General features: G+C 64.0%; 22 protein-coding genes. 19 read left to right on the top strand and 3 right to left on the bottom strand.

Going from position 1 to position 26,655, the window contains the following annotated elements; all coding sequences use genetic code 11:
• Positions 1-42 precede the first annotated feature (42 nt).
• The 7 genes from U5A52_RS00870 (at position 43) to U5A52_RS00840 (ending at position 9,335) form a co-directional block, all read left to right on the top strand.
• Positions 43-1,515, top strand: coding sequence for an NAD-dependent succinate-semialdehyde dehydrogenase (locus tag U5A52_RS00870; RefSeq protein ID WP_321933416.1), 1,473 nt, complete (start codon positions 43-45; stop codon positions 1,513-1,515).
• 334 nt (positions 1,516-1,849) lie between these two features.
• Positions 1,850-3,403, top strand: coding sequence for a methyl-accepting chemotaxis protein (locus U5A52_RS00865; RefSeq protein ID WP_321914553.1), 1,554 nt, complete (start codon positions 1,850-1,852; stop codon positions 3,401-3,403).
• 97 nt (positions 3,404-3,500) lie between these two features.
• On the top strand, positions 3,501-4,223 hold the full coding sequence (locus U5A52_RS00860; protein WP_321933414.1) for a gluconate 2-dehydrogenase subunit 3 family protein: 723 nt from the start codon (positions 3,501-3,503) through the stop codon (positions 4,221-4,223).
• 3 nt (positions 4,224-4,226) lie between these two features.
• Positions 4,227-6,002 carry a GMC family oxidoreductase gene (locus U5A52_RS00855; protein ID WP_321933413.1) on the top strand — a complete coding sequence of 592 codons (1,776 nt, stop codon included), beginning with the start codon at positions 4,227-4,229 and terminating at the stop codon, positions 6,000-6,002.
• Positions 6,003-6,018: 16 nt separating this feature from the next.
• Positions 6,019-7,347, top strand: coding sequence for a cytochrome c (locus U5A52_RS00850; RefSeq protein ID WP_321933411.1), 1,329 nt, complete (start codon positions 6,019-6,021; stop codon positions 7,345-7,347).
• Between the two features lie 260 nt (positions 7,348-7,607).
• Positions 7,608-8,567 (top strand): universal stress protein, encoded by a 960-nt coding sequence (locus tag U5A52_RS00845; protein ID WP_321933409.1) that lies wholly within the window; start codon positions 7,608-7,610, stop codon positions 8,565-8,567.
• 129 nt (positions 8,568-8,696) lie between these two features.
• Positions 8,697-9,335, top strand: coding sequence for a hypothetical protein (locus tag U5A52_RS00840; protein ID WP_321914558.1), 639 nt, complete (start codon positions 8,697-8,699; stop codon positions 9,333-9,335).
• Between the two features lie 88 nt (positions 9,336-9,423).
• Here the strand turns inward: U5A52_RS00840 and U5A52_RS00835 are convergent, their stop codons facing one another.
• Positions 9,424-10,815, bottom strand: coding sequence for a PLP-dependent aminotransferase family protein (locus tag U5A52_RS00835; protein WP_321934148.1), 1,392 nt, complete (start codon positions 10,813-10,815; stop codon positions 9,424-9,426).
• Positions 10,816-11,182: 367 nt separating this feature from the next.
• Here U5A52_RS00835 and U5A52_RS00830 point away from each other — a divergent pair, with 367 nt between their 5' ends.
• From U5A52_RS00830 to scpA, 9 genes are read left to right on the top strand one after another with little or no spacing between them, the layout of a single operon-like run.
• Positions 11,183-11,665: an MSMEG_0572/Sll0783 family nitrogen starvation response protein gene (locus U5A52_RS00830; RefSeq protein ID WP_321914559.1), complete on the top strand. Its 483-nt coding sequence runs from the start codon at positions 11,183-11,185 to the stop codon at positions 11,663-11,665.
• 18 nt (positions 11,666-11,683) lie between these two features.
• Complete coding sequence (locus U5A52_RS00825; protein WP_321933407.1) at positions 11,684-12,709, top strand: Nit6803 family nitrilase; 1,026 nt, start codon at positions 11,684-11,686, stop codon at positions 12,707-12,709.
• On the top strand, positions 12,660-13,781 hold the full coding sequence (locus U5A52_RS00820) for an MSMEG_0568 family radical SAM protein (protein ID WP_321933406.1): 1,122 nt from the start codon (positions 12,660-12,662) through the stop codon (positions 13,779-13,781). The genes U5A52_RS00825 and U5A52_RS00820 overlap by 50 nt, the downstream gene beginning before the upstream one ends.
• Positions 13,778-14,323 carry an MSMEG_0567/Sll0786 family nitrogen starvation N-acetyltransferase gene (locus U5A52_RS00815; protein ID WP_415773325.1) on the top strand — a complete coding sequence of 182 codons (546 nt, stop codon included), beginning with the start codon at positions 13,778-13,780 and terminating at the stop codon, positions 14,321-14,323. The genes U5A52_RS00820 and U5A52_RS00815 overlap by 4 nt, the downstream gene beginning before the upstream one ends.
• Positions 14,320-15,336 carry a sll0787 family AIR synthase-like protein gene (locus U5A52_RS00810; RefSeq protein ID WP_321933404.1) on the top strand — a complete coding sequence of 339 codons (1,017 nt, stop codon included), beginning with the start codon at positions 14,320-14,322 and terminating at the stop codon, positions 15,334-15,336. Before U5A52_RS00815 ends, U5A52_RS00810 begins: the two co-directional genes overlap by 4 nt.
• Before the next feature lie 22 nt (positions 15,337-15,358).
• The gene (locus tag U5A52_RS00805; RefSeq protein WP_321933402.1) at positions 15,359-15,640 is read left to right on the top strand and encodes an MSMEG_0570 family nitrogen starvation response protein; all 282 of its coding nucleotides are present in this window, start codon (positions 15,359-15,361) and stop codon (positions 15,638-15,640) included.
• A 19-nt stretch (positions 15,641-15,659) separates the two neighbouring features.
• Positions 15,660-16,943 carry an MSMEG_0569 family flavin-dependent oxidoreductase gene (locus U5A52_RS00800; RefSeq protein ID WP_321933400.1) on the top strand — a complete coding sequence of 428 codons (1,284 nt, stop codon included), beginning with the start codon at positions 15,660-15,662 and terminating at the stop codon, positions 16,941-16,943.
• Positions 16,927-17,790: a Pnap_2097 family protein gene (locus tag U5A52_RS00795; RefSeq protein ID WP_321933397.1), complete on the top strand. Its 864-nt coding sequence runs from the start codon at positions 16,927-16,929 to the stop codon at positions 17,788-17,790. The genes U5A52_RS00800 and U5A52_RS00795 overlap by 17 nt, the downstream gene beginning before the upstream one ends.
• The gene (gene scpA / locus U5A52_RS00790) at positions 17,783-19,861 is read left to right on the top strand and encodes a methylmalonyl-CoA mutase (RefSeq protein WP_321933395.1); all 2,079 of its coding nucleotides are present in this window, start codon (positions 17,783-17,785) and stop codon (positions 19,859-19,861) included. Before U5A52_RS00795 ends, scpA begins: the two co-directional genes overlap by 8 nt.
• Before the next feature lie 8 nt (positions 19,862-19,869).
• Here scpA and U5A52_RS00785 read toward each other — a convergent pair whose 3' ends face one another.
• Positions 19,870-20,265, bottom strand: coding sequence for a DUF934 domain-containing protein (locus tag U5A52_RS00785; RefSeq protein ID WP_321914567.1), 396 nt, complete (start codon positions 20,263-20,265; stop codon positions 19,870-19,872).
• Positions 20,262-22,052 carry a nitrite/sulfite reductase gene (locus tag U5A52_RS00780; protein ID WP_321933394.1) on the bottom strand — a complete coding sequence of 597 codons (1,791 nt, stop codon included), beginning with the start codon at positions 22,050-22,052 and terminating at the stop codon, positions 20,262-20,264. The genes U5A52_RS00785 and U5A52_RS00780 overlap by 4 nt, the downstream gene beginning before the upstream one ends.
• Positions 22,053-22,290: 238 nt before the next feature.
• Between U5A52_RS00780 and ligD the strand changes: the two genes are divergently transcribed.
• The 3 genes from ligD (at position 22,291) to U5A52_RS00765 (ending at position 26,648) form a co-directional block, all read left to right on the top strand.
• Positions 22,291-24,807 carry a DNA ligase D gene (gene ligD, locus U5A52_RS00775; protein ID WP_321933392.1) on the top strand — a complete coding sequence of 839 codons (2,517 nt, stop codon included), beginning with the start codon at positions 22,291-22,293 and terminating at the stop codon, positions 24,805-24,807.
• 78 nt (positions 24,808-24,885) lie between these two features.
• On the top strand, positions 24,886-25,812 hold the full coding sequence (locus U5A52_RS00770; protein ID WP_321914570.1) for a Ku protein: 927 nt from the start codon (positions 24,886-24,888) through the stop codon (positions 25,810-25,812).
• Positions 25,813-25,841: 29 nt separating this feature from the next.
• Entirely contained in the window at positions 25,842-26,648 is an 807-nt protein-coding gene (locus U5A52_RS00765) for a tetratricopeptide repeat protein (RefSeq protein WP_415773517.1), read from the top strand.
• Positions 26,649-26,655 lie beyond the last annotated feature (7 nt).

Here is a 26,655-nt window from a genome sequence, read left to right as displayed (position 1 = left end):
ACGATTTCGATACTCGAAATCCCTTGTAGAAAGGAGCATGCAGTGAGTTTGGAGTTGACGCGAGGCGAACTGCTTCGACAGGAAAATTTCATCGACGGCAAGTGGATCGCCGCCGCCGGAGGCAGCCGTTACGCGGTGACGAATCCCGCGACGCAGGACACGCTCGCGCAGGTTGCCAACAGCTCGGCCCGCGATGCCCGCGCGGCGACTGAAGCGGCGAGCCGCGCCTTGCCCGCCTGGCGCGACAAGCTGCCCCGCGAGCGGGCGCAGGTGCTCAGCCGTTGGCACGCGCTCATCATCGAGAACAGCGAGGATCTGGCCCGCCTCATGTCTATGGAGCAGGGCAAGCCGCTCGCGGAGGCGCGCGGCGAGGTCGCGTATGGGGCTTCGTACGTTGCGTGGTTTGCCGAAGAGGCGACGAAGGTCTATGGCGACATCATTCCGCAGACGCAGCGCGGCAAGCGCATGAGCGCGATCAAGGAGCCGATTGGCGTGGTCGCCGCGATCACGCCGTGGAATTTCCCGCTCGCAATGATCGCGCGCAAGATCGCCCCGGCGCTCGCTGCCGGCTGCACCGTCGTGGCGAAGCCCGCCGAAGACACGCCGCTCACGGCACTCGCGCTCGCCGCGCTTGCGCAGGAGGCGCGCTTGCCCGACGGCGTACTCAACATGATCTCGGCCGCGCGGGACGAAGGTATTGCCGCTGTGGCCGACTGGCTCGCCGACGATCGCGTGCGCAAGATCACCTTCACGGGCTCGACGGCGGTGGGCAAGCATCTGGCGCGCGAGTCGGCAGACACGCTCAAGAAGCTCTCGCTGGAACTGGGCGGCAACGCGCCGTTTATCGTGTTCGAGGACGCCGACCTCGACGCGGCCGTCAACGGCCTGATGGCGGCCAAGTTCCGCAACGGCGGCCAGACCTGCGTCTGTCCCAACCGCATCTACGTGCATGAATCGGTGTACGAACGATTTGGGCATCTGCTCGCGCAGCGTGTGGCTGCGCTTCACGTTGGACCGGCGACGGACCTGAAGGCGCAAATCGGCCCGATGATCAACGAGCGCGCGATCGACAAGATCGCAAAGCACGTCGACGACGCCGTGGCGAACGGCGCGCGCGTACTCACGGGCGGCAAGCGACTTGGCGAACTGGGACCGAATTATTACGCGCCCACCGTGCTCGCCGACGCGACCGACGCGATGGTGCTGTGCTGCGAGGAAACGTTCGGGCCTGTGGCGCCGCTATTCCGCTTCACGGACGAGAACGATGTAATCAGGATTGCAAACGATACGCCATTCGGTCTCGCTGCTTACTTCTACACAAACGACGTGCGCCGAATCGATCGTGTGGCGCGAAAACTGGAAGTCGGTATCGTCGGCATCAACGAGGGCGCCGTGGCCAGCGAAGCAGCGCCTTTCGGCGGCGTGAAGGAGTCCGGCTATGGGCGCGAAGGCTCGAAGTATGGCCTCGACGATTACCTCAGCATCAAGTATCTGTGCCAGGGTGGGCTCGACTGAAACTCGCGGCGCGCTGCGGTGTACGAAGACCGGCCACGTGGCCGGTTGATTCTATCGCACTTCGGAGTATCGGGAGCAGAACAATAGGCAGCCAATTTATCAATTTGCGCTGCGTAAAAGATGCCACGTAAATATACGAACGATCGCACATATTATTCTTTTCGCTGTCTGTTCATCGCCGTGAAGCTGGCTTGACGACTGAATAATTTCTTCATTTTTCAGTAAACACTAAAGTCGATGTTTTGAGTGTCGATAATGCAATCTGGTGCTTGTCCGGTTTTCAGTTCGCGACAAACTTCAATTTCCTTGTTTACGGCAGAGCCACTCCTCGACGATGCAGCGCACCCACTTTTCAATCAATGGTCGTCTCGTTGCGGCCATGTTGTTCCTTAGCATTCTTCTGGTTGTAATTGGCGGGTTCGGGCTCGCGGGCATGGTGGCCAGCAACGATGCGAACCGCCATACCTACTCGGAACAATTGCCGAAATCAATTGCCGTTGGGGAAATGACCATCATGGTCGGGCGCCAGCGCACATCGCTCGACCGCTCCGCGATCAATCCAGGCTCGGATGACGCGCAGAACATGTACGGGAAAGAGAAGGAGGTCCGTGATGCCGCCGATGCAGCATGGCAAAAATATCTTTCCCTGCCGCGCGATGCGGAGGAGGACCGGCTGGCTGCCGGCGTGACTCAGCAGTACCAGGCGACTGAAGCGGAGCTGGCGCGTTTTCGTGAAGCCACGCAGCGCGGCAATCGCGACGAAATTCTCAAGCTGATGTTCAGCGTGGGGAAGGTCTATACGAGCATGCAGGACGCTGCGAACGCACTGAAAAAGTATCAGTTCGATCAATCGAAAGAGCAGTACGAAGCGACCGAGCGCCGCTACCAGCTATTTCTTGCGGCGAGCATTGTCGCAATCATCGCGGGACTCTGCGCAGCGGCGGCCAGCTGGTATTTCCTGCGCAAGGCGATTCTCGTGCCCGTGAACGATGCCATCACGCATTTCGGGCAGATCGCGCAGGGTAATCTCGGTCGCAAGATCGAGGTCCGCACGAACGATGAAATGGGTCGCATGCTCGGCGGGCTGGTGGAGATGCAGGCGAACCTGCGACGCACGGTGCGCACGCTGAGTGAAGGCAGCAACGCTATCGCGACCGCGACCCGCCAGATTGCTGCAGGCAACGCCGACTTGTCGGCACGCACCGAATCGCAGGCGGCATCGCTCCAGGAGACGGCAACGAGCGCCGAGCAGTTGTCGAGCACCGTGCGCCAAAACGCCGACAACGTGCAGCGCGCGAGCGAGCTGTCGTCATCGGCATCGGATATCGCGCGGCGCGGGCACGAAGTCGTTTCGCGCGTCGTGAAGACGATGGGCGACATCAGCCAAAGCTCTGCGTCGGTGGCGGAGATCACCTCGATCATCGAAGGGATCGCGTTCCAGACCAACATCCTCGCGCTCAACGCGGCAGTCGAAGCCGCACGTGCCGGCGATCAGGGGCGCGGCTTCGCGGTCGTGGCGGGCGAGGTCCGCACGCTCGCCCAACGCTCTTCCGCCGCTGCGAAGGAAATTCGCGAGCTGATCGCGCAGTCGACGACGCGTATCGACGATGGCGCGCGGCAGGTCAACGAAGCCGGCGACACCATGAGCGAACTGATCGACGCGGTCGCGCGCACGAACTCCATCATGTCGGAGATCGCGGCAGCGACACAGGAGCAGAGCCATGGGCTCAGCCAGGTCAGCATTGCCGTGAACAACATGGACAACGCCACGCAGCAGAATGCCGCCCTCGTCGAGGAGGCCGCTGCGGCGGCGAGTTCACTCGAGGACCAGGCGCGCATGCTCGCGGCGACGGCGGCGCAGTTCTCGCTCGGCGACGAGGCCGCCTGACTTGTGTTGAGCCCGGCGGTGCCGGGCTCGCTGCGTTGCGACAAAGCGCCGCATATAATTAAGTAAAAACATAATTATTCAACAGAGAAAAAATCCCATGTCCCAAGAACAGGAGCCGCGCCGCCGCTTCCTGCGGCAGGTGCTGGCCATCGTGCCCGCCGCAACGGTCGCGTCGGGTGCAACGCTCACTCAAAGTGCCTGCAGCAGCAATGCGTCCCCCGCTGCGACCGCCAGCGAAAACTACCAGCCCACGTATTTCACGGCTGCGGAATGGAAATATCTGCATGCAGCCGTGGACCGTTTGATTCCCGAAGATGAACACGGCCCAGGTGCCGTGAAGGCCGGCGTGCCCGAATACATCGATCGCCAGATGGAAATGCCGTATGGCCACGGCAAGCTCTGGTACATGCAGGGGCCGTTCCATCCCGACGCCGTGCCGGAAATGGGCTACCAGATCAACCTCGCGCCGCGTGACGTCTACCGCCACGGCATCCAGGCCTGCGATGCGTACTGTGCCAGGAACCATGGCGGCAAGACCTTCGCCGAACTCGACGTGGCGGCGCAGGAAGCGGTGCTGCACGACATGGAGCACGGCAAGCTCGCGTTTGAAACCGTGCCCTCGCGCACCTTCTTCTCGTTCCTGCTGGGCAACACCAAGGAAGGCTTCCTTGCCGATCCGATCTACGGCGGCAACAAGGACATGGCCGGCTGGAAGATGGTCGGCTTTCCGGGCGCGCGCGCGGACTTTATGGACTGGATCGATCAACCGGGCGTGAAGTACCCGTACGGTCCGGTGTCGATCAATGGCAGGCGGGGGTAAGCAGTGGCGATCAAGAAGAACAAGGTCGATTGTGTCATCGCAGGTTTTGGCTGGACCGGCGCGATTCTCGCGCAAGAACTCACCGATGCGGGTTTGAACGTAGTCGCGCTCGAACGCGGCGCGATGCGCGACACGCCGACCGATGCGAACTATCCCAAAGTCGTCGACGAACTCAAATATGGCGTGCGGGGCGCGCTTTTCCAGGATCTGTCGACGGAAACCGTGACCATCCGGCACGGCGTTGACGATCTCGCGGTGCCGTACCGTCAACACGCGTCGTTTTTGCTCGGCAATGGCGTGGGCGGCGCCGGTTTTCACTGGAACGGCATGCACTACCGGATGCTGCCCGAAGAACTGGAGTTGCGCACGCGCTATGAAGAGCGCTACGGCAAGAAGTTCATTCCCGAAGGCATGCAGGTTCAGGACTTCGGCGTCACTTATGACGAGATGGAGCCGTTCTTCGATTTCGCGGAGAAAGTGTTCGGCACGTCTGGAAAGGCGGGCAATCTCAACGGTCAGATCCAGGCGGGCGGCAATCCGCTCGAAGGCCGTCGCAGCAGCGAGTTTCCAACCCCGCCGCTGAAGAACGGCCTCGGGGCCACGCTCTTTGAAAAGGCCGCGCGCGAAGTGGGTTTTCATCCATACGATGCGCCTGCGGCGAACGCGTCGGCGCCGTACACGAACCCGTATGGCGTGCGGCTTGGCCCGTGCAACTTCTGCGGCTTCTGCGAAGACTTTGGCTGCTACATGTACTCGAAGGCGTCGCCGCAGACCACCATTTTGCCGGTGCTGCTCAAGAAGCCCAATTTCGAGCTGCGCACCAAATCGTACGTCACGAAGGTCATGCTTTCGCCGGACAAGAAGCGCGCGACCGGCGTCACCTACATCGACGCGCAAGGACGCGAAGTCGAACAGCCCGCGGATATGGTCATCGTCGCCGCGTTCCAGATGCACAACGTGCGCTTGTTGCTGCTCTCGGGCATCGGCAAGCCGTACGACCCGAAAACGGGTGAAGGCGTGGTGGGGCGCAACTACGCGTATCAGATGAACGGCGGCATCAACGTGCTTCTGCCGAAGGGTACGCAGCTCAATCCGTTCATCGGCAGTGGCGCGGGCGGCGTGGGCATGGACGATCTCAACGGCGATCAGTTCGACCATGGTCCACTCGGCTTTCTGGGCGGCGCGAGCGTGCGTCACATTCGAACGGGTGGCCGCCCGATCAAGCAGGCCGCGACCGTACCGGGCACGCCGACCTGGGGCAGCGGATGGAAAGCCGGCATTTCGGATGCGTACCAGCGTTACATGACGATCGGCATTTCGGGTTCCGTGATGCCGTATCGCGATGCCTACCTCGACCTTGATCCGACCTATCGCGATGCGTACGGTTTGCCGCTGCTGCGCATGACGTTCGACTGGCACGACAACGAGTACGCGATGCTCGACTACGTCGGCACGCGCATGGAAGAAGTCGCGAAGGCGATGAATCCCGAGAAGTATTTCCGCGCGATCCGCAAGAAAGGCCAGCACTACGACACGCGCGTGTACCAGTCGACGCATACCACGGGCGGCGCTGTGATGGGCGCATCGCCCGCGACGAGCGTCGTCAACAAGTATCTGCAAAGCTGGGACGTGCCCAACGTGTTCGTGATGGGCGCCTCGGCGTTCCCGCAGAACATGGGCTATAACCCGACGGGCATTGTCGCGGCACTCGCGTATCACTCGGCCAAGGCGATTCGCGAGCAGTACCTGAAGAACCCGGCTGCGCTGGTGCAGGCATAAGGAGCGGGCAAACAACATGAAAAAGATTACGTTTGCCATGGCCTGTACGGTTGCTTTTGTGACGACTGCAGCGAGTGCCGGTGTATCCGCGCAGGCCGTGGCTGCAGCCGCGCCAACCGCCGCCGACGCACAGCTGATCCAGAAGGGCCGCTACCTCGCAGCCGCGGGCGACTGTATTGCCTGCCACACGGCGAAGGGCGGCAAGCCGTTCGCGGGCGGTCTTGGCATCGCATCGCCGATCGGCACGATCTACTCGACCAACATCACGCCCGACAAGGCTACCGGCATTGGCACCTACACGCTCGACGACTTCGATCGCGCCGTGCGCCACGGTGTCGCGAAGGATGGTTCGACGCTGTACCCAGCCATGCCGTACGTCTCGTATGCAAAGATCAAACCTTCGGATGTGAAAGCGCTGTACGCGTATTTCATGCATGGGGTCGAGCCGGTCTCGCAGGGCAATCGTGCGTCCGACATTCCGTGGCCGCTCTCGATGCGCTGGCCGTTGCGCTTCTGGCGCGGGGCATTTGCACCGGAAGTCGCGAGCGACGACAGCCCGCTGCCGAACGACCCGGTTGCGCGTGGCCGCTATCTCGTGGAAGGCCTCGCGCACTGCAGCGCGTGCCACACGCCCAGAGGGTATGGCCTGGAGGAGAAGTCGCTGACCGATGACGGCAACCTGTTCCTGTCGGGCGGCGTGGTCGACGGCTATCTCGCGAAGAATCTGCGTGGCGATCGCAAGGACGGCCTTGGGAACTGGAGCGAAGCTGACATCGTCGCGTTCCTGAAGAGCGGACGCACGGCGCATTCGGCGGCATTCGGCGGGATGGCGGAAGTCGTGCAGAACAGCACGCAGCATATGAGTGATCAGGACCTTGCTGCGATCGCCGCGTACCTCAAAACGCTCGCGCCGGCCAACACATCGGGTAGCACACTCGCGGCTGATCCTGCCTCGGCCAACGCGTTGCGTGCCGGCACTGACCGCAGCAACGGTGCGCTGACGTTCGTCGACAACTGCGCGGCGTGCCACCGTACGAGCGGCAGCGGCTACGAGAGCACGTTCCCGACGTTGGCACTGTCGACGGTCGTGAACACGGACGATCCGACCTCGCTGATCCACATCGTGCTGCAAGGCGGAGAGATGCCGTGGACCAAGGCGGGTCCGACGCACTACGCCATGCCCGGATTCGACGCGCGACTGACGGACCGTGACGTCGCAGATGTACTGACGTTCGTCCGTGCGAGCTGGGGAAATCATGCTTCGCCAGTAACAGCCGAGCAGGTCGCCAAAGTACGCAAGTCGTCCGGGGCTGCCGCTCAACCGTCACGAGCCGAGAATCCGTAGCGCTCTGTGGTCAACCGTTGTCAACCGTTTGTTCGTAGGCGAGGAAGGCTGAGCACCGCCTCGCCGCTTGCAAGCCAGGGGGCACTGCAGACGAATAGCTTCTGCCATGGGGGCAGCCTGCGAAACGGATTCTCCGTGCCCTATTACTACGGCTCACCTTGATCGTTCAAGCGCAAAGCAGGATGATCTGCATCAAACGTCAGCGCGTTACCCCAAGTACCGTAGGGGATGATATTTCGTCATTGACCGCGAGGTGCGAAATGACCCAGCAATCTGCCACGAATGCTTCCGTGCCCTTCGCGAAGATCATGGTCGCCGTCGATTCCACCCCGGCCTCGGCCGCGGCAATCGGGTATCTGAGGCGGCTCCTGCATCCCGGCACAACGTTGTGCATCGTTTCCGTCGCCGAGAATCCACGCACGCTCGTGCCACTCGGAGCGTGGGTTGGGTCGCGGCTCGAGGCTGCGCGAGAGGAGCTACGGCGTGATGCCGGGGAGGCGATTGAGGCGGCACGATCCGCGCTGGATGGCTGCGGATCTCAGCTGGAGACGCAACTGATCGACCTTTGCAAGGAAGGGGGAGACCTCGTACACGCGCTCGCCGAAGCGATGTCGCAATGGTCCCCCGACCTAGTTGTCCTCGGCACGCGGCATCACCGGGCGCTGTTGCGCTGGGTGGAAGGCGAGGTTTCCGCACCGCTTGCCCGGCTGCTTCAATGGCCAGTCCTGATCGTGCCGGTCGGCCATGAAGCCGGGTCGGACGCGTTGCCGTCCCGGGTTCTTTTTGCGACCGACGGGAGCGCCGCGTCCGTGGCCGCTTTGCGTGTGGGCGCCCGGCTGGTCGGGCCGCGGGCGGATTGCCGCGTCATTTACGTTGTTGACCGGCTACTCGCATCCGGGACAGGGCCCTTCGAAAGACAACTCGAAACCGTGCTGACCGAGAGCGGGCATATTGCCGTCAAGGCGGCCGCAGACGAGCTTGCCGCGCACGGCCAGCAGAAGGAATGGGTGGTGGAGACGGCGCTCATCAAGACGAGGAATACGTATGATGACGTGCCTCACACGATCGACCGGGAGGCGCGGCACTGGAAGGCGCAGCTCGTGGTACTGGGAACGCACGGGCGCCGCGGTCTCACGCGCTGGCTGCTCGGCAGCGTCGCGGAACGGGAGGTGCGCTTGAGCGCGGTGCCGCTACTACTCGTACCGGAATCGGCCGGTTAATCCCGCGGCAGGACGCATTTCGCCGGTCGGCGGCGCACGTCGGAGACTGTCGCAACAGCAAACGGAGTTCGGCCCCGGCGAAGTTGCCGAAGCCCGAAGCGTGCGCAAGTGCGCTCATGGAGGAGCGGCGTGAAGACCCTCGCGATCCTGTTTCTGATTGTGTTGCTCATCAATCTCATGCCGGCGTTTGCGCCGCCAACGTGGATGGCCATGTCGTGGGTCGGCTTCAATGTTCGCGAGGGCAGCCCGCTGCTCTTTGCCCTTGTAGCGGCCAGTGCGGCGACGCTCGGTCGACTCGCGCTGGCCGGCTTCTCTCGTTCACTGGTAAGAAGGCGCTGGATTCGCGAGGCGGATCGACAAAACATAGACGTGGTCAGCGCGTGGCTCAAGAAGCATAAGAAGAAGACGGCCGGAGCCTTTGTGCTCTATGCGCTTAGCCCGTTTCCGTCCAACTATCTGTTCATCGCTTACGGGCTGTCGGGCTTGCCTCTCAGGTTTATCGGCGCAGCGTTTTTCGCAGGGCGCACGGTGAGCTACGTGATCTGGGCTCGTCTCGGACGGTTTGCATCGGAGGTCGTCGATCCTGAAGCCCTGCTCGACGGGCAGTATCTTGGAATCGGCTTCGCGCTCTCGCAACTGGCACTGCTGGCGTCGGTCTACGCGTTCATGAAACTCGACTGGAAGATGCTGATAGAGCAGCGCAAGTTGAGATGGCGACGACCGATCAAGCAGTCGGGCAGAAGAGACGAGGGTTCTGCAGATTTCTGAAAGAGGCAATCAGGAGTAACAGCTTGGCAGGAAAGTAAACATTGCGTCAGGACATTCTGCACTGGCCCCTCACGGGACAAGCCTCTCTTCAAAGCATGGGCGAATGCAGATGGTCGGGATGATCGAGCATGTCCGCCACGAGGTGCAGCGACTCCTCCATCGCGCTTGCATCGCCTGGCCCGCCCAGGCAGATGCGCACGGCATTGGGCGGATTGCCATCGGTACTGAATGCGGCGCCGGAGACCACGCCAATCTGTTTCGTGCGCAGATGCGATGCGAGTTCCGACGCGCTCCAGCCCGTTTCCGAAGGCACCGTGAGCCAAAGATGAAAGCAGTCGCTGGACGCTTCGATTTCGCGCGCGGCAAAGACCTGTGCCGCAATATGCTGGCGTACCGCGCACTCATTGCGAATGGCCTCTAGCATCTGCTGTGCAACGCCGTTCTCGATCCAGCGCGCTGCGAGATTCGACATATACGGACTCGCCATCACGGTGGTCGCGCGCAGCGCGCCGGAAAGGCGCTCCGCATGACGCGCGCCCGGCGCGACGACAAAGGCCACGCGCAAGCCCGCGCCGAAGCACTTGGACATGCCCGTCACGTAGTAGGTGAGTTCGGGCGCGAGCGTGGCGAGCGCGACGGGCGGCGTTTCGCAAAGCATGCCGTAGGCGTCGTCCTCGATGATGGGCACGTTGTAGCGAAGCGCGATATCGGCAATATGCTCGCGGCGGGTTTGCGAAAGCGTGCGCGTGGTCGGATTCTGCAGCGTGGGATTGCAGTAGAGCACGCCGGGCTTGCGCGTCTTGCAGAGCGCTTCGAACGCTGTGGCGTTGAGGCCCTCGTCGTCGCGCGGCAACGGCGCGAGCGGCATGCCAAGCTGATTCGCGATCACCTTCAAACCGGGATACGCGAGGCAATCGGTACAGATCGCTTCGCCGGGCTTGACGAGCCTGAGCAGCAAAGCGACCAGCGCGTTGTGTATGCCGGGGCAGACCAGCAGCGCGTCTGTGCGATGCGAAGGCAGCGTGTGACGCAGCCACTGGCTCGCCATGCTGCGCTCGTACTGCGAGCCGCCAAAATCCTGATAACGCAGCATCGACCACGGGTCGGCCGTGCCGATGATCTGCGCCGCCGATTCCGCGAGCAGCGCAGTCAATTCCGCCGGTTCGGGCGGCATGTTCATGGTCATTTCCAGCGCGGTGCCTGCGCGAAGCGGAACCGCGGGCGGCCTTCCGCGCACGTATGAACCGCTGCCCGCGCGCGAATCGATCAAGCCCCGTTTGCGCGCTTCGGCATAGCCGCGCGCGAGCGTGGTGTAGTTGATCTTGAGCGCGTCGGAGAGATCGCGCAGCGCCGGCAGCCGGTCGCGCGGCCGCAGGCGGCCGCTCGCGACGTCTTCTTCGATGAGATCGGGAATGGTCTGATAAACGGGCTTGTCGCTTTCGGCAAGCCGTTTGAGCCAGTGGGCGGTGACGTTCGACATGGGGCGTTGCGCGAAAGCGCCTTCGATAATGGGCTGACTCATTCTAGTGAGAATGCGCGGCGAAAAATAAAACAATTGATCGCAGGTGATCGCATCGAATGATCCGAAATGATGCATGCATGCACCTGAATCGCATGTGTGTTGCCCAGTGCCGGGGCGAACCCGGTGCTGCGCGGGTGACGAGCCACATCGTCCACGCACGTCTCACTCGCGCTTTGCGAGAAAAAATCACCTGGATCATTCGCGGCACGCGGCATTGATTGGCAATTGATTGCATGGCGCGTGCCACTTGATGGCATATCCGTTGCGAAATGAAAGACGCCGGCCACCGGTCGGCCACAGTCCCCAATCATTGAACGGAGTCATAATGCCCGCCATCACCACGCCCGCCCACAAGACCGGTGACTACCTCGTCGATTACGAAGAGAAGGTCTTCGAGGACGTCAAGGCAGAACGCGGCGAGAAAGCGCTCGTCACGTTCCATACCGTCGCGTTCGAAGGTTCCATCGGCTTCGTCAACATGCTCCAGGCTACGCGCCTGCAGCGCAAAGGCTTTGAAACGTCGATCCTGCTCTACGGCCCGGGCGTGATGCTCGGCGTGCAGCGCGGCTTCCCGACGCTCGGGGCCGAAGCGTTTCCGGGCCATCTGAACTTCAACAACCAGCTGATGAAGTTCATGGCGGAAGGCGGCAAGGTCTACGCGTGCCGCTTCGCGCTGCAAGCGCTTTACGGCCAGACCGAAGCCGCGCTGATCGAAGGCGTGCGGGCCATCAATCCGCTCGACGTGCTCGACCTGAAGCTGCTGCATCGCAAGTCGAACGCGCTCGTGATCGACACCTGGACGGTTTGATTTCGCACGGGTATCGCCATGTCGACCACATCCATAAAGCGCATCGTTCGCGCTGCCGCCGTGCAGATCGCGCCGGATCTCGAATCGTGCACGGGCACGCTCTCGCGTGTTGGCGACGCGATTGTCAGCGCCGCGCGCGAGGGCGTGCAGCTAGCCGTGTTTCCCGAAACGTTTCTGCCGTACTACCCGTACTTTTCGTTCGTGCTGCCGCCGGTGCAGTCGGGCGCGGAACATTTGCGGCTGTACGAGCAGGCGGTGACGATACCCGGCCCCGTGACGGAAACCATCGGCGCGCTCGCGCGCGAGCACGGCATGGTGATCGTGCTCGGCGTGAACGAGCGCGATCACGGCAGCCTCTACAACACACAGTTGATCTTCGATACGGACGGCCAGATCAAGGTGAAGCGGCGCAAGCTCACGCCCACGTTCCATGAACGCATGATCTGGGGGCAGGGCGACGCAGCCGGCCTGAAGGTCGCGCACACGGCCGTGGGCCGCGTGGGCGCGCTCGCCTGCTGGGAGCACTACAACCCGCTCGCGCGCTACGCGCTGATGACGCAGCACGAAGAGATTCATTGCAGCCAGTTTCCGGGTTCGCTCGTCGGGCCGATCTTTGCCGAGCAGATCGAAGTGACGATCCGTCATCACGCGCTCGAATCGGGCTGTTTTGTTGTGAACGCAACGGGATGGCTGACCGACGCGCAAATCACCTCCGTCACGAGCGACCCGAAGTTGCAAAAGGCGCTGCGCGGCGGCTGCAACGCGGCGATCATTTCACCCGAGGGCCAGCATCTGGCCGCGCCGCTGCGCGAAGGCGAGGGCATGGTGATCGCCGATCTCGACATGGCGCTCATCACCAAGCGCAAACGGATGATGGATTCGGTTGGCCACTACGCGCGGCCCGAACTGCTGAGTCTCGCGATCAACGAGCGGCCCGCCACGCCGGTTTTCTCTTTCGACGACACGCCCGTCACCGCTTCATGGAGTTCCCACGATGAATGCCAGCGTCAATTTCCCGGAATCGAGCCTGCAACTCTTGACTGAGCTGCAGTCGAGCGGCCTGCGCCTTGCCGCGCCCGATCACGAGGGGCTGTCGAGGCGTGGCGGCGCGGGGCCGTCCGATCACAAGGCCGTAGTCATCGACGGCGTCACGCTGATGGTGCCCGTGCATACGCACGGCGCGCATCAGTCCGCGTTCGTCGCGAATGCGCCCGACGCCAACGGCGTGAGCGTGCTCACGCGCGGCAGCATCCCGATCGCGCAGATCGCGTTCGCAAAGCAGCCGCGCTTTTACAAGCTGCAAACGCTCGACGGCGTGCCGTATTCGCACATCGCCACGCTGCACGGCACGGATGTGCTTGCCACCACGGTGCTGCAAACCTGCATTCGCTACGAAAGCCGCAAGAAGGCGTGCAAGTTCTGCGCGATTGGCCAGTCGCTCGCCGCGGGGCGCACGGTCGCGCACAAGACGCCGGAACAATTGGCCGAAGTGGCGCGCGCGGCCGTGCTGCTCGACAACGTGAAGCACATGGTGCTCACGACCGGCACGCCGCCCACGCCCGATCGCGGCGCGGCCATTTTGTGCGACAGCGCGCGTGCGATCCGGCACGCAGTCGACCTGCCCATTCAGGCGCAATGCGAGCCGCCCGACGACGATGCGTGGTTCGCGCGTATGCGCGAGGCGGGCATCGATACGCTCGGCATGCATCTGGAAGTGCTGGGGGAGGCCGAGCGCGCGCGCATCATGCCGGGCAAGGCGACGGTGCCGGTGAGCCGCTACATGTCGGCGTTCGAAGCGGCGGTCGAGGTGTTCGGGCGCGGCCAGGTGAGCACCTATATCCTCGCCGGCCTCGGCGATTCGCCCGAGCGTGTGCTCGAGATGGCGCAGCAACTGCTGCAGATCGGCGTGTATCCGTTCGTCGTGCCGTTCGTGCCCATCTCCGGCACGCCGCTCGAAGATCATGCGCCGCCCACGCCGGAATTCATGCGCTCGATACTCGCGCCACTCGGCGCGATGGTGCGCGAGGCGGGCTTGCGCGCGGCCGATATCAAGGCAGGCTGCGGAAAATGCGGCGCGTGTTCTTCGCTCTCTTCGTTCGAAAAGGTGGCGGCATGAACGCGATGCATCCTGGTGCCGGGGACGAGCTCATGGTCGTGCGCTGGGCGCGTTACGCATGGGAGCGCGAAGCCGCATTTGCCATTCGCCGCGCCGTGTTCTGCGAGGAGCAGGGCATCTTCGCGCACGACGATCGTGATGAGATCGACGCACACGCGCAACTGCTCGTGGCCGTTGTCAATCCGCACGGCGAGTCGCCGCAGGTGGTCGGCACAGTACGCATTCATCGCGACCACGCGACGGAAGCGGCATGGTACGGCTCGCGCCTCGCGGTGAGCGCGCCATACCGGCGTCACGGCCGCATTGGCGCGACCTTGATCCGCCTTGCTGTGAGCAGCGCTCATGCTTTCGGCTGCGAGACGTTCCTCGCGCACGTTCAGGCGCAGAATGCGCCGCTCTTTCGCCGGCTGCACTGGCACACGATCGAAGAGGCGATGGTCTTCGGGCGCGCGCATCACGTCATGCGCGCCGATCTCGCCCACTATCCGCCTTGCGCCACGCCTTTCGACGGCTTCGTTATCGATCAGCGGAGGGCGGCATGACGCTCGACGAACTCGTTGCGAAACTGCGCGTGGGCCGCGGCGTTGCGCACAAATCCGATATCGCGCCTGTGCTGGCCGTGCTCGACGCAGGTAGCAAGGACAACGCAGACTCCGCGATGATGGCCGCAGGCGACGACTGCGCCGCGATACCCGACGGCGACGGGTATCTGCTCTTCGCCGCCGAAGGCATGGTGAGCGACCTGATCGAGGCGATGCCGTGGTTCGCGGGTTACTGCTCGGTGCTCGTGAACGTGAGCGACGTATGCGCGATGGGCGGCCGGCCGATTGCTGTCGTCGATGTGATCTGGAGCGATGGCGTAGAACCCGCCGCGCCGGTGCTCGAAGGCATGGCGGCGGCGTCGCGGCAACTGGGCGTGCCGATCGTGGGCGGCCATAGCAACGCGCGCAGCGAGCGCACGCAACTCGCGGTGGCAATAGTCGGTCGTGCGAAGCATCTGCTTTCGAGCTTTGCGGCCCGGGCCGGCGAGAAGCTGCTCATGGCCGTGGACTTGCGCGGCGCGTTCGTGGAGCCGTATCCGTACTGGAATGCCGCGACCGAAGCGCCCGCACACCGTTTGCGCGGCGACCTCGCGGTGCTCGCGGAGCTTGCAGAAAGCGGGCTCTGCGGGGCTGCGAAGGACATCAGCATGGCGGGCATCGCGGGAACGGCAATGATGCTGGCCGAGTGCTCGCGTGTGGGTGTACGCATCGATCTCGATCGATTGCCCAAGCCTGCGGACGTGCCGCTTGCGCGCTGGCTCGAGATTTTCCCGAGCTTCGGCTATTTGCTGAGCGTACGGGACGAGCATGTCGATGCGGTCATCGCGCGTTTTCAGGCGCGCGACATCGCGTGTGCGCAGATCGGCGAAATTCACGGCGACCCGTCCATCGACCTGCAACTCGGCGGCGCAACGCGCAGCGTCTGGCGTCTCGACGCGCAGCCGTTCATCGTGCCCGCCGACCGGCGCGCGACGCGCGCGTTCGAGCAGCCAACCGTTTGCACGTCTACCTGAGCGCCCCTCCCGGAGAGCAACCATGCCTGTTACCCATTTCGTGGTGCGCTGGCCCGACGGCCACGAAGCGCGCTGTTATTCCCCCTCGACCATCGTGCGCGAGCATCTGCAACCCGGCGTCTACCCGCTCGAGCTTTTTCTCGCCAGGGCGCACGACGCGCTGTGCGCGGCGTCCGAGCGCGTGCGCGAGAAGTTCGGCTACGCGTGTTCGTCGGCGCAAGACGAGTGGGCCGCGATCGAACTCGCTGCACAGCCATTCCGTTCGCAACCGGCGGCGCAGGTGACCGTCGTGAGCGTCGACTGAACCTATCAAGGAGATTCGCATGTCCACCCAGACGAACGCGGCCAACCCGCCGGTTCCCGAAGCGCATTTCAGCGTGGCGGTCATCGGCGGCGGCCAGGCCGGCCTGTCGATGAGCTACTACCTCAAGCAACGCGGCATCGACCACGTCGTGCTCGAAAAGCGCACTGTCACGCATACGTGGCGCGAACAGCGCTGGGACGCGTTCTCGCTTGTCACGCCGAACTGGCAATGCGCGCTGCCGGGCTACCCGTATCGCGGCGACGAACCGCACGGCTTCATGAAGAAAGACGAAATCATCGCGTGGCTCGACGGCTTCATACGCCATGTCGATGCCCCGGTGCGCGAAGGCGTGGCCGTCACGCGCGTGTCGAAGCGGCCCAACGGCGGCTTTCTCGTGCAGACCAGCGAGGGGGCATTGAGCGCGGACCAGGTCGTGATCGCCTCGGGCGGCTATCACACACCGATCGTGCCGCGCATGGCCGAGCGGCTTCCCGCTTCAATCGTGCAGATGCAATCGTCGGAGTATCGCAATCCGGCGGCGTTGCCCGAGGGCGCGGTGCTCGTGGTCGGCTCGGGGCAGTCGGGCGCGCAGATCGCCGAAGACCTGCATCTCGCGGGGCGCAAGGTCGTGCTCGCGGTCGGCGAAGCGCCGCGCTGCGCACGCTTCTATCGCGGCCGCGACGTGGTCGACTGGCTCGCCGATATGAAGTACTACGACATGCCGGTCGAAGAACATCCGCTGCGCGAAGGCGTGCGTGACAACACGAATCACTACGTCACGGGCCGCGACGGCGGGCGCGATATCGACCTGCGCAGGTTCGCGAGCGAAGGCATGGAACTGTACGGCGTGCTCGAGGATTTCGCCGACGGCAAGTTGCGCTTCAAAGGGAATCTGCGCGCCAATCTCGACAGCGCCGACGACACGTACAATCGCATCAACACATCGATCGATCGCTTCATCGTGCAGAACGGTATCGACGCGCCGCCGGGCGAGCCGTATCGTCCGGTCTGGACGCCGCAGCAGGAGCGCACGTCGCTCGATCTCGCCGCGAGCGGCATCGGCAGCATTATCTGGTGCATCGGCTTTCAGCCCGACTTCGGCTGGATCGATCTGCCGGTCTTCAACGGGCGCGGCTATCCGGGCCACGCGCGCGGCGTGACGGTGCAGGAGGGGCTCTATTTTCTGGGCCTGCCGTGGCTGCATACATGGGGCTCGGGGCGCTTCTCGGGCATCGCGCGCGACGCCGCGTATCTGGCCGACTGCATTTCAGCGCCTGCGAGGCTCGATGCGCGCGCGGCGTGACAGCGAGCGTGTGCCCGCGCAAACCCGCACGCATTACGTCGCGGGCATGCCGGAGCTGGCGTTCGCAGGGCTCTCCGAGCAGTGGCTCCTGCGCACATGCGGGCAACTGCACTGGAACGCGCTGGCGGCACAGGCGCAACTGAACACGCCGGACTTCTACGACGACGAAGGCCGCAAATCGTATGCGGCCTTCACGGCAATTCGCGTGTGCGAAGCGCGCCTCGAAGACGTGAGCGAGAACCAGCGCTTCGCGATCGAAGCGGATGTGAAACGGATTGCGGGCGCGCGCCACTTCGGCCAGTTTCGCGTTTTCACCACCGAGAGCGCGATTGCGAAAGTCGAGATGATGTCTACGTTCGTGCGGCGCGAGCAGGCCGGCGAAAACCGTTCGGTATGCAAAGCGATGTTCGCTGGTGCGCCCGCACCGGCGACGCCCGCCGCCGCGCATGAACTGATCGCGCAAGTAAAGCGGCTGCGCTCGGGCGACTGGACGCGGCATGGCCGTCTCGATCGCGCGGCGCATGCAGCCGAACATGGGGTCGACTATCTGCCTTGTCCTTCGCTCGATTTCAACGGCGCGCAGCTGCTGTATTTCGCGAGCTTCCAGTCGATGGTCGAGCGCGCCGAGTGGCATTGGCGATCCGCGCAGCATTCCGCGCCGCCCACGCTCGTCGAGCGCGACATGGCGTTCTATGGCAACGCGAATGTCGGCGACCGGCTCACGCTGTCGTTCGGCGCGCGCCATGCGGGCCACGACGGACTCTCGCACTGGTGTGCCATTTCGCGCGCGGCGGATGGCGTGCGCATTGCCGACGTCGTCACACATAAACGGTGGTCGCATGAATGAAGCCGCTATCGCGCCGCGCAAGGCGCTCTATACGCAGACCGATCTAGCTGACGTGCCGTGGCTCGACGCGCGTCCTGGCGAGTATCCGTTCCAGCGCGGCATACACGCGACGATGTACACGCAGCGCCCATGGACTATTCGCCAGTACGCGGGCTACGCCGACGCCGCCACCTCGAATCTCGCGTACCGGGCGGCGCTCGAAAGTGGCGCGAAGGGTTTGTCAGTCGCGTTTGATTTGCCCACGCATCGCGGCTACGACTCGGACCATGAGCGCGCAGCCGCCGAGGTGGGCATGGCGGGCGTTGCGATCGACGCCGTGGAGGATATGAAGCGGCTCTTCGACGGCGTGGCGCTCGACGAAGTCTCCGTATCGATGACGATGAGCGGGGCGGTGCTGCCCGTGCTCGCCGCTTTCATTGTCGCGGCCGAGGAGTCGGGCTTCGACGTGGCGCAACTGCGCGGCACGATCCAGAACGACATTCTCAAGGAGTTCATGGCGCGCAACGCGTATATCTTCGCGCCCGAGCCCTCGTTGCGGATTGCGACCGACGTGGTGCATTACCTGCTCGCGCATTTGCCTCATTTCAACGCGATGTCGATTTCCGGGTATCACCTGCACGAAGCGGGCGCGGATGGCGTGCTCGAACTTGCGCTCACGCTCGCCAACGCGCGCGAATACGTCCGGCGGCTGATTGAACAAGGGGCCGATGCAGATCGCGTATGCGCGCAGCTGAGCTTTTTTTTCGCTGTGGGGCGAGACTTTTTTGGCGAAATCGCCAAGCTGCGCGCGGCGCGGGTGTTGTGGGCCGAATTCACGCAGGCACTCGGCGTGCACTCGCCGCGCGCGACGCAACTGCGCATGCATTGCCAGACCGCCGGTTCGAGCCTGCACGCGCAGCGTGCGCAGAACAACGTCGTGCGTACGACCGTGGAGGCCATGGCAGCCGTGTTCGGCGGCACGCAGTCGCTGCACACGAACGCGTGGGACGAAGCGCTCTCGCTTCCGGGCGAGGCGGCTGCTACGCTCGCGCGCGACACGCAAGCGATCTTGCAGCACGAAATGGGCCTGTGCGACGTGGTGGATCCATGGGGTGGCTCGTATTTGATCGAATCACTCACGGCGCGCACGGTGGAAGCCGTGAAAGCGCTGCTCGCCGAAATCGATAGTCAAGGCGGCGTAATCGCCGCCATCGAAACGGGCTGGGTACAGGCGCGTTTGCATCGCGGCGCGGCTCGCATGCAGGCGCAGATGGACTCGGGCGAGCGCGTGGTGGTCGGCGTGAATCATAGCCGCGAGGCGCACGCCACCGGGAGCGAGCGGCTCGAAGTCGACGCCCGCATGGTGCGCGCGATGCAGGTCGAGCGCTTGCGGCAGATGAAATCGACCCGCGATGCGCTACGAGTGGCCACCGCACTCGATGCGCTTACGCAATGCGCGCGCACGGGCGAGGGCAATTTGCTCGCCGCGACGATAGCCGCGATTCGCGTGCGCGCGACGGTTGGCGAATGCACCGCGGCGCTCGAGCGCGTGTGGCCACGCTGGCACGCCGCGCTCACGTGCGAGGCTCACGCCTGGTCGGGCGCACGCGAGCGCGACGCCGCGTGGCGCAAGGCGCAAGATGCTGTCGAACACTGGCGCGCAGCATATGGACGCAAGCCGCGCATGGCGCTCGTGAAGCTAGGGCAGGACGGCCATGATCGCGGCGCGCGTGTCGTGGCGGCGGCGCTTGGCGACGCAGGTTTCGAAGTCAGCCTCGGACCGCTCTTTGCGACGCCACACGAGGCGGCTGGCTGGGCGCACGCGCGCGAGCCCGATATCGTCGGGGTTTCGACGCTCGCGGGTGCGCACGCGACGCTGGTGCCCGCGCTGCTCGGCGCGTTGCGAGAGCGCGGCTGCGGCGCTCCGGTGGTGCTTGGCGGCATCGTGCCGGAGGCGCATCACGAATCGCTGTTCACTTGCGGTGTGCTGAAGATATTCGGACCGGACACGCCGCTCGATCAGATCGCGCTAGATCTCATTGGAATCCTGAATGAAGTGACATCGTCTCTACAGGATTGCTGCGCGCCATGACGCGTAGTTCAAGCTTCCCGGTACGGCGCTTCGCGAAGGAGATCGCCCTGATAGAACGCCGGGAAGCGTTCGAGTTGACGCTGTGCGTCTGCGAGGGCGAGGTCCGTGCCTAGCACCGCGCTCGAAAAGCCCATGCGTTCCATCTGCAGCACCTGGTCGACGAGCACTTCGCCCGTCGCCCGCAGGTCCCCCTTGAAGCCGAGCCGGCGGCGCACGAGATAAGCCTGGCTATACGCGCGGCCATCGGTGAAGGCGGGGAAGTGCAGCTCGACCCGCGCGGCGCCGGCGATATCGGCGGCATAGGCGAGTGGGTCCGCGTCGTTTGGCAAGGCGAGGACCGGCGTGGCTGCATCGGCGACATTGTCGTGTGCGCCGAGCAGGCGAATGCGTGCAACGGTCTTCATGCCGGGTCCTCCACGATTGCGCGAACGGTGTCCGCAGCCGCCTTGAACCGTTCAAGCCCGACCCGGCGCACAGTTTCGATGAACGTCTCGCGGCGCTCGCCGCTGCGCTCGCGCAGCGCGAGATAGCAGCCGATCACCGCTTCGACGGCGTCGGTCACCTCGTGCGCGGCAAACGACGGGCCAATGACCTTGCCGGGCCGCGCGTCGCCGCTGCGCGTGGAGCCGTCCGCGCCGCCGAGCGTAATCTGGTACCACTCCGCGCCGTCCTTGTCGACGCCGAGTATGCCGATATGGCCGCTGTGATGATGGCCGCACGAATTGATGCAGCCGCTGATGTGCAAATCGATCTCGCCGATGTCGTTCAGTTCGTCGAGGTCCTGGTAGCGCTCCATGATGCTCTGCGCGATCGGCAGCGAGCGCGCGTTGGCGAGCGCGCAGAAGTCGCCGCCGGGGCACGCGATCATGTCGGTGAGCAGATGCACGTTGGCGCTGGCGAGCTGGGTGTCGACGGCCGCGCGCCAAAGCGGCAGCAGGTCGTCGACATGAACCCACGGCAGGACGATGTTCTGTGTGTGCGTCACACGCGCTTCGCCGGCCGAGAAGCGGTCCACGAGATCCGCCACGCGTTCGAGCTGGTCTGCCGATGCGTCGCCTGGCGCCTGCAGCACGCGCTTGAACGAGAGCGTGACGATGCGCAGCGCCGGGTCCTTGTGCGGCGCGACGTTGCGCTCGAGCCAGCGCTGGAACTGCGGCGTTTGGCGGGCCGCGTCCTCGCGTGCGGCGGCAGCGGCGGCGTTGGCGGGGCGGCAGGCGGCTGCTTGCTCCGGCACGACGAAATACGCGCGCATGCGGTCCAGTTCGGTTTGAGGGATCGTATGTGGGCCGCCGTCGAGTTCGACGATCTGCCGGAACTCCTCCTCAACTTCGTCGACGAACCGCTGACCCTCGGCTTTCGCGAGAATCTTGATGCGCGCCTTGTATTTGTTGTCGCGCCGGCCGAACTGGTTGTACACGCGAACGACCGCCTCGATGTAGTTCATGATGTGCCGCCACGGCAGGAATTCGCGCAACACGATGCCGATGACCGGCGTGCGCCCCATGCCGCCGCCCACCGTGACGCGAAAGCCCAGTTCACCGTTTGCATCGTGCACGAGGCGCAGCCCGACGTCGTGCCAGCCGGTCGCCGCGCGATCTTCCGTGGCGCCCGTCACCGCGATCTTGAACTTGCGCGGCAGGAATGCGAACTCGGGATGCAGCGTCGTCCATTGCCGCATGATTTCGGCGAAGGGTCGCGGGTCGGCGATCTCGTCGGGCGCCACGCCTGCGCGCTCGTCGCATGAAATATTGCGGATGCAGTTGCCGCTCGTCTGGATGCCGTGCATGTCGACCGTGGCGAGCAGATCCATCACATCGGCGGCTTTCGACAGCGGAATCCAGTTGAACTGAACGTTGGTGCGCGTCGTGAAGTGCGCGTGGTGCGTTGGCAGGCGCACGGTGCCAAGCTTACGCTGGGCCTCCATGGCGCGTTGGTAGACCTCGGCTTCGGGCTGATCGTATTCGCGGGCAACCCGCGCGAGCACGCGAAGCTGCGCGCTCGATAGCTCGCCATACGGTACGGCGACACGCAGCATGGGCGCGTGACGCTGCACGTACCAGCCGTTTTGCAGGCGCAGCGGGCGAAACGCGTCCTCGCTTAGCTGGCCGCTTTGCCAGCGTTCGATCTGGTCGCGAAACTGCGCGGCGCGGTTCGCCACGAAGGCTTTGTCGAATTCGTTGTAGCGATACATAGGTAGCTGCGAATAGGCTGGGCGTGCGGTGGACGCGGAGGGAAGACGTTATCGCGCCGCGGGAGGCGCCTCAATGAGCAGATGACGCCTAAATGAGCGCAGCAGATGCAGCGCATACGCGTGGCATTCACGGCACGGTTCGGCCGCCCGACGAACGCCCGACGAACGCGGCGTGCGGTTTCACTTCAGGCGTTGCGTTTGCGACGCACCAGGCGAGCGTTCTTCCTAGACTATCGTCATGGCCCCAACCCGCGACCGCGATCCGTCGTCTCCGCCGCTTTCCCGCTATCGCAAGAAGCGGGATTTCCGTGTCACGCCCGAACCGGCGCCGTCGGCTGCCAGTCAGTCCGTCGACCACGGGCCTCTGAGCTTTGTCGTGCAGAAGCACTGGGCGAGCCGGCTGCATTACGATTTCCGGCTCGAACTCGATGGGGTGATGCTGTCGTGGGCCGTGCCCAAGGGCCCTTGTTACGACCCGAAGGAAAAGCGGATGGCCATTCACGTGGAGGACCATCCGGTCGAATATTCCCGCTTCGAAGGGACGATTCCCCCCAGGCACTACGGCGCCGGTGACGTCATTGTCTGGGACCGCGGCACATGGGAGCCTGTCGGCGATCCGCAGGAGGGCATGGCGGCTGGCAAGCTGGTCTTCCGGCTCCACGGCGAAAAGCTCGCGGGACTCTGGGAACTGGTTCGCATCTCGAAGCCCGGCGACAAGCAGGACCCGTGGATGCTGTTCAAGAAGCGCGACGCGTGGGCGCAACCGCTCGCGCAATACGATGTCATCAAGGCGCTTCCCGACAGCGTGACGGCGAAGCCGCTCGGGCTCATTGAAGAACGCGAGCCGAGGGAGGTGAGGCCTGCGCGCGGCGCAGCGCCCCAGGTGGACCTTTCCGCAGCGGTGACCGCGCCGCTGCCGGCCAAACTCGAGCCGCAACTCGCGACCCTGGCGGCAACGCTGCCCACGAGCGGAGACTGGCTAACCGAAGCCAAACTCGATGGCTATCGCATGCTGTCCCGTGTCGCCAAAGGGCAGGTGCGACTCATCACGCGCGGCGGACTAGACTGGACAACGAAGCTTCCCGAGCTTGCTGCAGAGGTTGGAGAGCTTCCACTCAACAGTGCATGGCTGGATGGTGAAATCGCAGTCCTCAAAGATGGCATTCCGAGTTTCGCCGCGCTGCAAGATGCGATAGACGGGGCGGCAAGACAGGACATCGTCTACTTCCTGTTCGACCTGATGTACCTGAACGGGAAAGACCTCAGAAAGGTGCCCCTTTGGGCGAGGCGTGCGCTTCTCGCGCAGGTCCTTGAAAATGCGGGCGAGCACATCCGGTTCAGCCAGCATTTCGAGGCGCCTCCCGCCCAGTTGTTCGAAGCGGCCTCAGGCCTGGGTCTTGAAGGCCTCATGCTCAAGCGCCGCGACGCGCCCTACGAACCAGGGCGCACACAAACGTGGCTCAAGGCGAAATCCCGGCTTCGCCAGGAACTGGTCGTCTGTGGCTTCACCGCACGTGGCGGCAAGGACGGCGAGATTGGCAGCCTGCTGCTGGGCTATTACGTAGACGGCAAGCTTCGCGACGCCGGAAGCGTCGGCACCGGCTGGAATGCGCGGACGGCGCAAGACCTGTGGACGCGGCTGACGCCGCTCGAAGCCGATGCGGCACCATTTGATGTCGATGTCGCCAGGGCGCGCCGGTGGTCCCGGCGCTCGGCCGGCAGCGAGCGCTGGGTTCGCCCCGAACTCGTCGCGGAAGTCGAATTCGCGGACTGGACCGCCGATGGCGTCATCCGCCAGGCCTCGTTCAGAGGGCTGCGAATCGACAAGCCGCCACGCGGCGTGGTCCGGGAGGGGGGAAGGACACAGGCGCCTGAACCTTCGCCGAAGCTGAAAATCACGCATCCGGAACGCGTCGTCGACCCGACGACCGGCATCACGAAGGCAGACCTGGTGCGCTACTACGCGAGCATCGCGGAGCGGATACTGCCGCATCTGAAGGCGCGGCCCCTCGCCATGGTCCGTGCCCCCGACGGCATTGCGGAACAGCTGTTCTTCCAGAAGCATGCCGAGAGAACGAACATGCCCGGCCTGACGGCCCATGACCGCAGCCTTTGGCCGAATCATCCGCCGCTGCTAACCGTCGACACCGTCGACGCCCTGCTGTCGGCGGCCCAGATGAATGTCGTCGAGTTTCACACGTGGAATTCGACGGTTCGACGGCTCGACAAGCCCGACCGCGTCATCTTCGACCTGGACCCCGGCGAGGGCGTGAAATGGGGGCGCGTTCAGGAAGCCGCGCTCCTCGTTCAAACGCTGCTCTCGGAACTGGGCTTGAAAGCCTGGCTGAAGACGAGCGGCGGGAAAGGGTTGCATGTCGTCGTGCCGCTGGCCCCAAGGCTGGGCTACGAGGCGGTCAAATCGTTCTCGCAGGCCTTCGTGCGGCATCTCGCGAAGACCATTCCCGAGCGCTTTTCGGCGACCGCCGGGGCTTCGAACCGCATCGGCAAGGTCTACGTCGACTACTTGCGCAATGGCAAGGGGCAGACGACCGCCGCGGCGTTTTCCGCGCGGGCGCGAGCCGGAATGGGCGTCTCGATGCCGGTTGCCTGGGAGCAGTTGAACGACCTGAAAAGCGGGGCGCAGTGGACGGTGCAGACGGCTCGCGACTACCTCAGCTTCCAGCAGCAAGATCCGTGGGCGGATTACGGGGCGGCGGCGCAATCATTGGCATCGGCGATAAAGCTCCTAAAATGAAACGACCGCTGCCCGGCGGCGGCACGGGCCTTGCGCCAAGCGCCGTGCCGAATGTGCCAATGCCGCGAGGAGAAGTCCATGCCCGCCCGCTCAATTGCCTCCCTGTCGCTCTCCTTCGGGCTCGTTTCGATACCGGTGAAGCTCTATACCGCGACCGAGAGTTCGTCCGATGTCCGCTTCCATATGCTCGCGCCCGACGGTTCGCGCGTGAAGCAGCAGTATGTCTCCGAGAAGACGGGCGATGTCGTCGAGCGCTCGAGCATGAACAAGGGCTACGAGTTCGAAAAGGACCGGTTCGTGGTCTTCACCAGCGATGAGCTAAAGGCGCTCGAGGACGCTGCGAGTCATGTTGTCGAGATCATGGCCTTCATTCCGGAGGAGGCGATTGACCCGGTCTTCTACGACAAGGCCTATTACATCGCGCCCGACAAGCGCGGCGGAAAACCATACAGTCTGCTGCAGCAGGCGCTCGCACAGAGCGGACGCTGCGCATTGGCGAAATGGGCGTCCAAAGGCAGGACGCGGATCGTGCAGGTGCGCCCCGAGGAAGACGGACTCGTCTTTCAGCAACTGCTGTATGCGGACGAGGTGCGCTCGCTGGCGGACCTGCACGTCGAACGCGTCGAAGTGTCCGATACCGAGATGAAACTCGCGCTGCAGATCATCGAGCAGGGCGCCGAAGACAATTACGACCCGAAGGCGTACGAGGATGAAGAGAAGAAGCGCATTCTCGCGGCTATCGACGAAAAAATTGCAGGCAAGCAGGTCGTCGTTCACGAGCCTGCGGAAGAACTGGCCGGCGGCGGCCAGGTCATCGACCTGATGGATGCCTTGCGCGCCAGCCTCAAGGGCGGCGCGAAAGCGAAAGCGGCTCCGGCACCCAGGCGCAGCAAGAGCGCGGAGCCCGTTGCCGAGCTGCCTGTCGCGCCTAAAACGCGCAAGCCACCGGCGCGTGCAGCGAAAGCACCCGCTGAAGCGCCTGCAAAGGTCCGGGCACGCAAGTGACGCCGCAAGTCGCCGCGCGCGAGATTTCGATGCGTGAGTTGCAGGCCATGCTGGGTGTTTCGCGCAGCGTGGTTTCAGGCCTCATTGCTGCGGGCTTCGTGACACCGTCGCGGGGGCCGCGAAACGCGTACCGCTTCACGTTCCAGGATGTCGTGCTGCTGCGCACCGCGTTGCAGTTGCGCGACGCCCGCATACCGACGCGCAAAATCATCACGGCGCTCTCGCGGCTGCGAGACGAACTGCCCGATGAGTTGCCGCTCACGGGGATTCGCGTATCGGCGGTCGGCAACGATGTGGCCGTTCGAACCGGCCCTTCGCAATGGGACGCTGCTACAGGTCAGTTCCTGCTGGATTTCGAAGTCGCGCAAATCAAGGGCGATGTCGTCTTTCTCGACTCGGCGCCTGCGCACGAGGATCTCGCGCACCAGGCCCAGGAGTGGTACGACCTCGGCGAACAGTTGCGGACATCCGATGTGAACGGTGCCGAACGGGCGTACAAGAAGGCCATCGAGTTATCTCCGCAGCCTTTTTATGCTGCCTACGTGGACCTCGGCGCGCTGCTGTGCGAACGCGAAGCGCGTTGCGAAGACGCGCTGCACGTATTCGACAAGGCGCTAGCTCACTTCCCCGACGATGCCGTGTTGCACTTCAATCGCGCGATTGCATTCGAGGAGATGGGGCGCTTCGAGGACGCTGAGCGTAGCTATCAACGTTGTCTGGAACTCGACCCGTCGTACGCGGATGCCCACCACAATCTGGCGATGCTGCTCGAAAAACGCGGCGATCCACAGGGTCTCGTTCGTCATCTAAGCGCGTATCGTCGCCTCACGAGCTGACAGGCCC

Origin of the sequence: Paraburkholderia sp. J8-2, from assembly GCF_905220195.1 — a bacterium.
GTDB lineage: Bacteria > Pseudomonadota > Gammaproteobacteria > Burkholderiales > Burkholderiaceae > Paraburkholderia.
Note: the sequence above shows the minus strand (reverse complement) of the source record. Positions and strands in the feature narration are given on the sequence as shown.

Excerpts from the sequence above, each read along its gene's own strand:
- U5A52_RS00865 (WP_321914553.1), top strand. The coding sequence starts at position 1,850 with ATGCAGCGCACCCACTTTTCAATCAATGGTCGTCTCGTTGCGGCCATG.
- U5A52_RS00860 (WP_321933414.1), top strand. The coding sequence starts at position 3,501 with ATGTCCCAAGAACAGGAGCCGCGCCGCCGCTTCCTGCGGCAGGTGCTG.
- U5A52_RS00795 (WP_321933397.1), top strand. The coding sequence starts at position 16,927 with ATGCGCGCGCGGCGTGACAGCGAGCGTGTGCCCGCGCAAACCCGCACG.
- U5A52_RS00830 (WP_321914559.1), top strand. The coding sequence starts at position 11,183 with ATGCCCGCCATCACCACGCCCGCCCACAAGACCGGTGACTACCTCGTC.
- U5A52_RS00815 (WP_415773325.1), top strand. The coding sequence starts at position 13,778 with ATGAACGCGATGCATCCTGGTGCCGGGGACGAGCTCATGGTCGTGCGC.
- U5A52_RS00780 (WP_321933394.1), bottom strand. The coding sequence starts at position 22,052 with ATGTATCGCTACAACGAATTCGACAAAGCCTTCGTGGCGAACCGCGCC.
- ligD (WP_321933392.1), top strand. The coding sequence starts at position 22,291 with ATGGCCCCAACCCGCGACCGCGATCCGTCGTCTCCGCCGCTTTCCCGC.
- U5A52_RS00825 (WP_321933407.1), top strand. The coding sequence starts at position 11,684 with ATGTCGACCACATCCATAAAGCGCATCGTTCGCGCTGCCGCCGTGCAG.
- U5A52_RS00820 (WP_321933406.1), top strand. The coding sequence starts at position 12,660 with ATGAATGCCAGCGTCAATTTCCCGGAATCGAGCCTGCAACTCTTGACT.
- U5A52_RS00810 (WP_321933404.1), top strand. The coding sequence starts at position 14,320 with ATGACGCTCGACGAACTCGTTGCGAAACTGCGCGTGGGCCGCGGCGTT.
- U5A52_RS00765 (WP_415773517.1), top strand. The coding sequence starts at position 25,842 with ATGCGTGAGTTGCAGGCCATGCTGGGTGTTTCGCGCAGCGTGGTTTCA.
- U5A52_RS00850 (WP_321933411.1), top strand. The coding sequence starts at position 6,019 with ATGAAAAAGATTACGTTTGCCATGGCCTGTACGGTTGCTTTTGTGACG.
- U5A52_RS00845 (WP_321933409.1), top strand. The coding sequence starts at position 7,608 with ATGACCCAGCAATCTGCCACGAATGCTTCCGTGCCCTTCGCGAAGATC.
- scpA (WP_321933395.1), top strand. The coding sequence starts at position 17,783 with ATGAATGAAGCCGCTATCGCGCCGCGCAAGGCGCTCTATACGCAGACC.
- U5A52_RS00770 (WP_321914570.1), top strand. The coding sequence starts at position 24,886 with ATGCCCGCCCGCTCAATTGCCTCCCTGTCGCTCTCCTTCGGGCTCGTT.
- U5A52_RS00805 (WP_321933402.1), top strand. The coding sequence starts at position 15,359 with ATGCCTGTTACCCATTTCGTGGTGCGCTGGCCCGACGGCCACGAAGCG.
- U5A52_RS00800 (WP_321933400.1), top strand. The coding sequence starts at position 15,660 with ATGTCCACCCAGACGAACGCGGCCAACCCGCCGGTTCCCGAAGCGCAT.
- U5A52_RS00835 (WP_321934148.1), bottom strand. The coding sequence starts at position 10,815 with ATGTCGAACGTCACCGCCCACTGGCTCAAACGGCTTGCCGAAAGCGAC.
- U5A52_RS00785 (WP_321914567.1), bottom strand. The coding sequence starts at position 20,265 with ATGAAGACCGTTGCACGCATTCGCCTGCTCGGCGCACACGACAATGTC.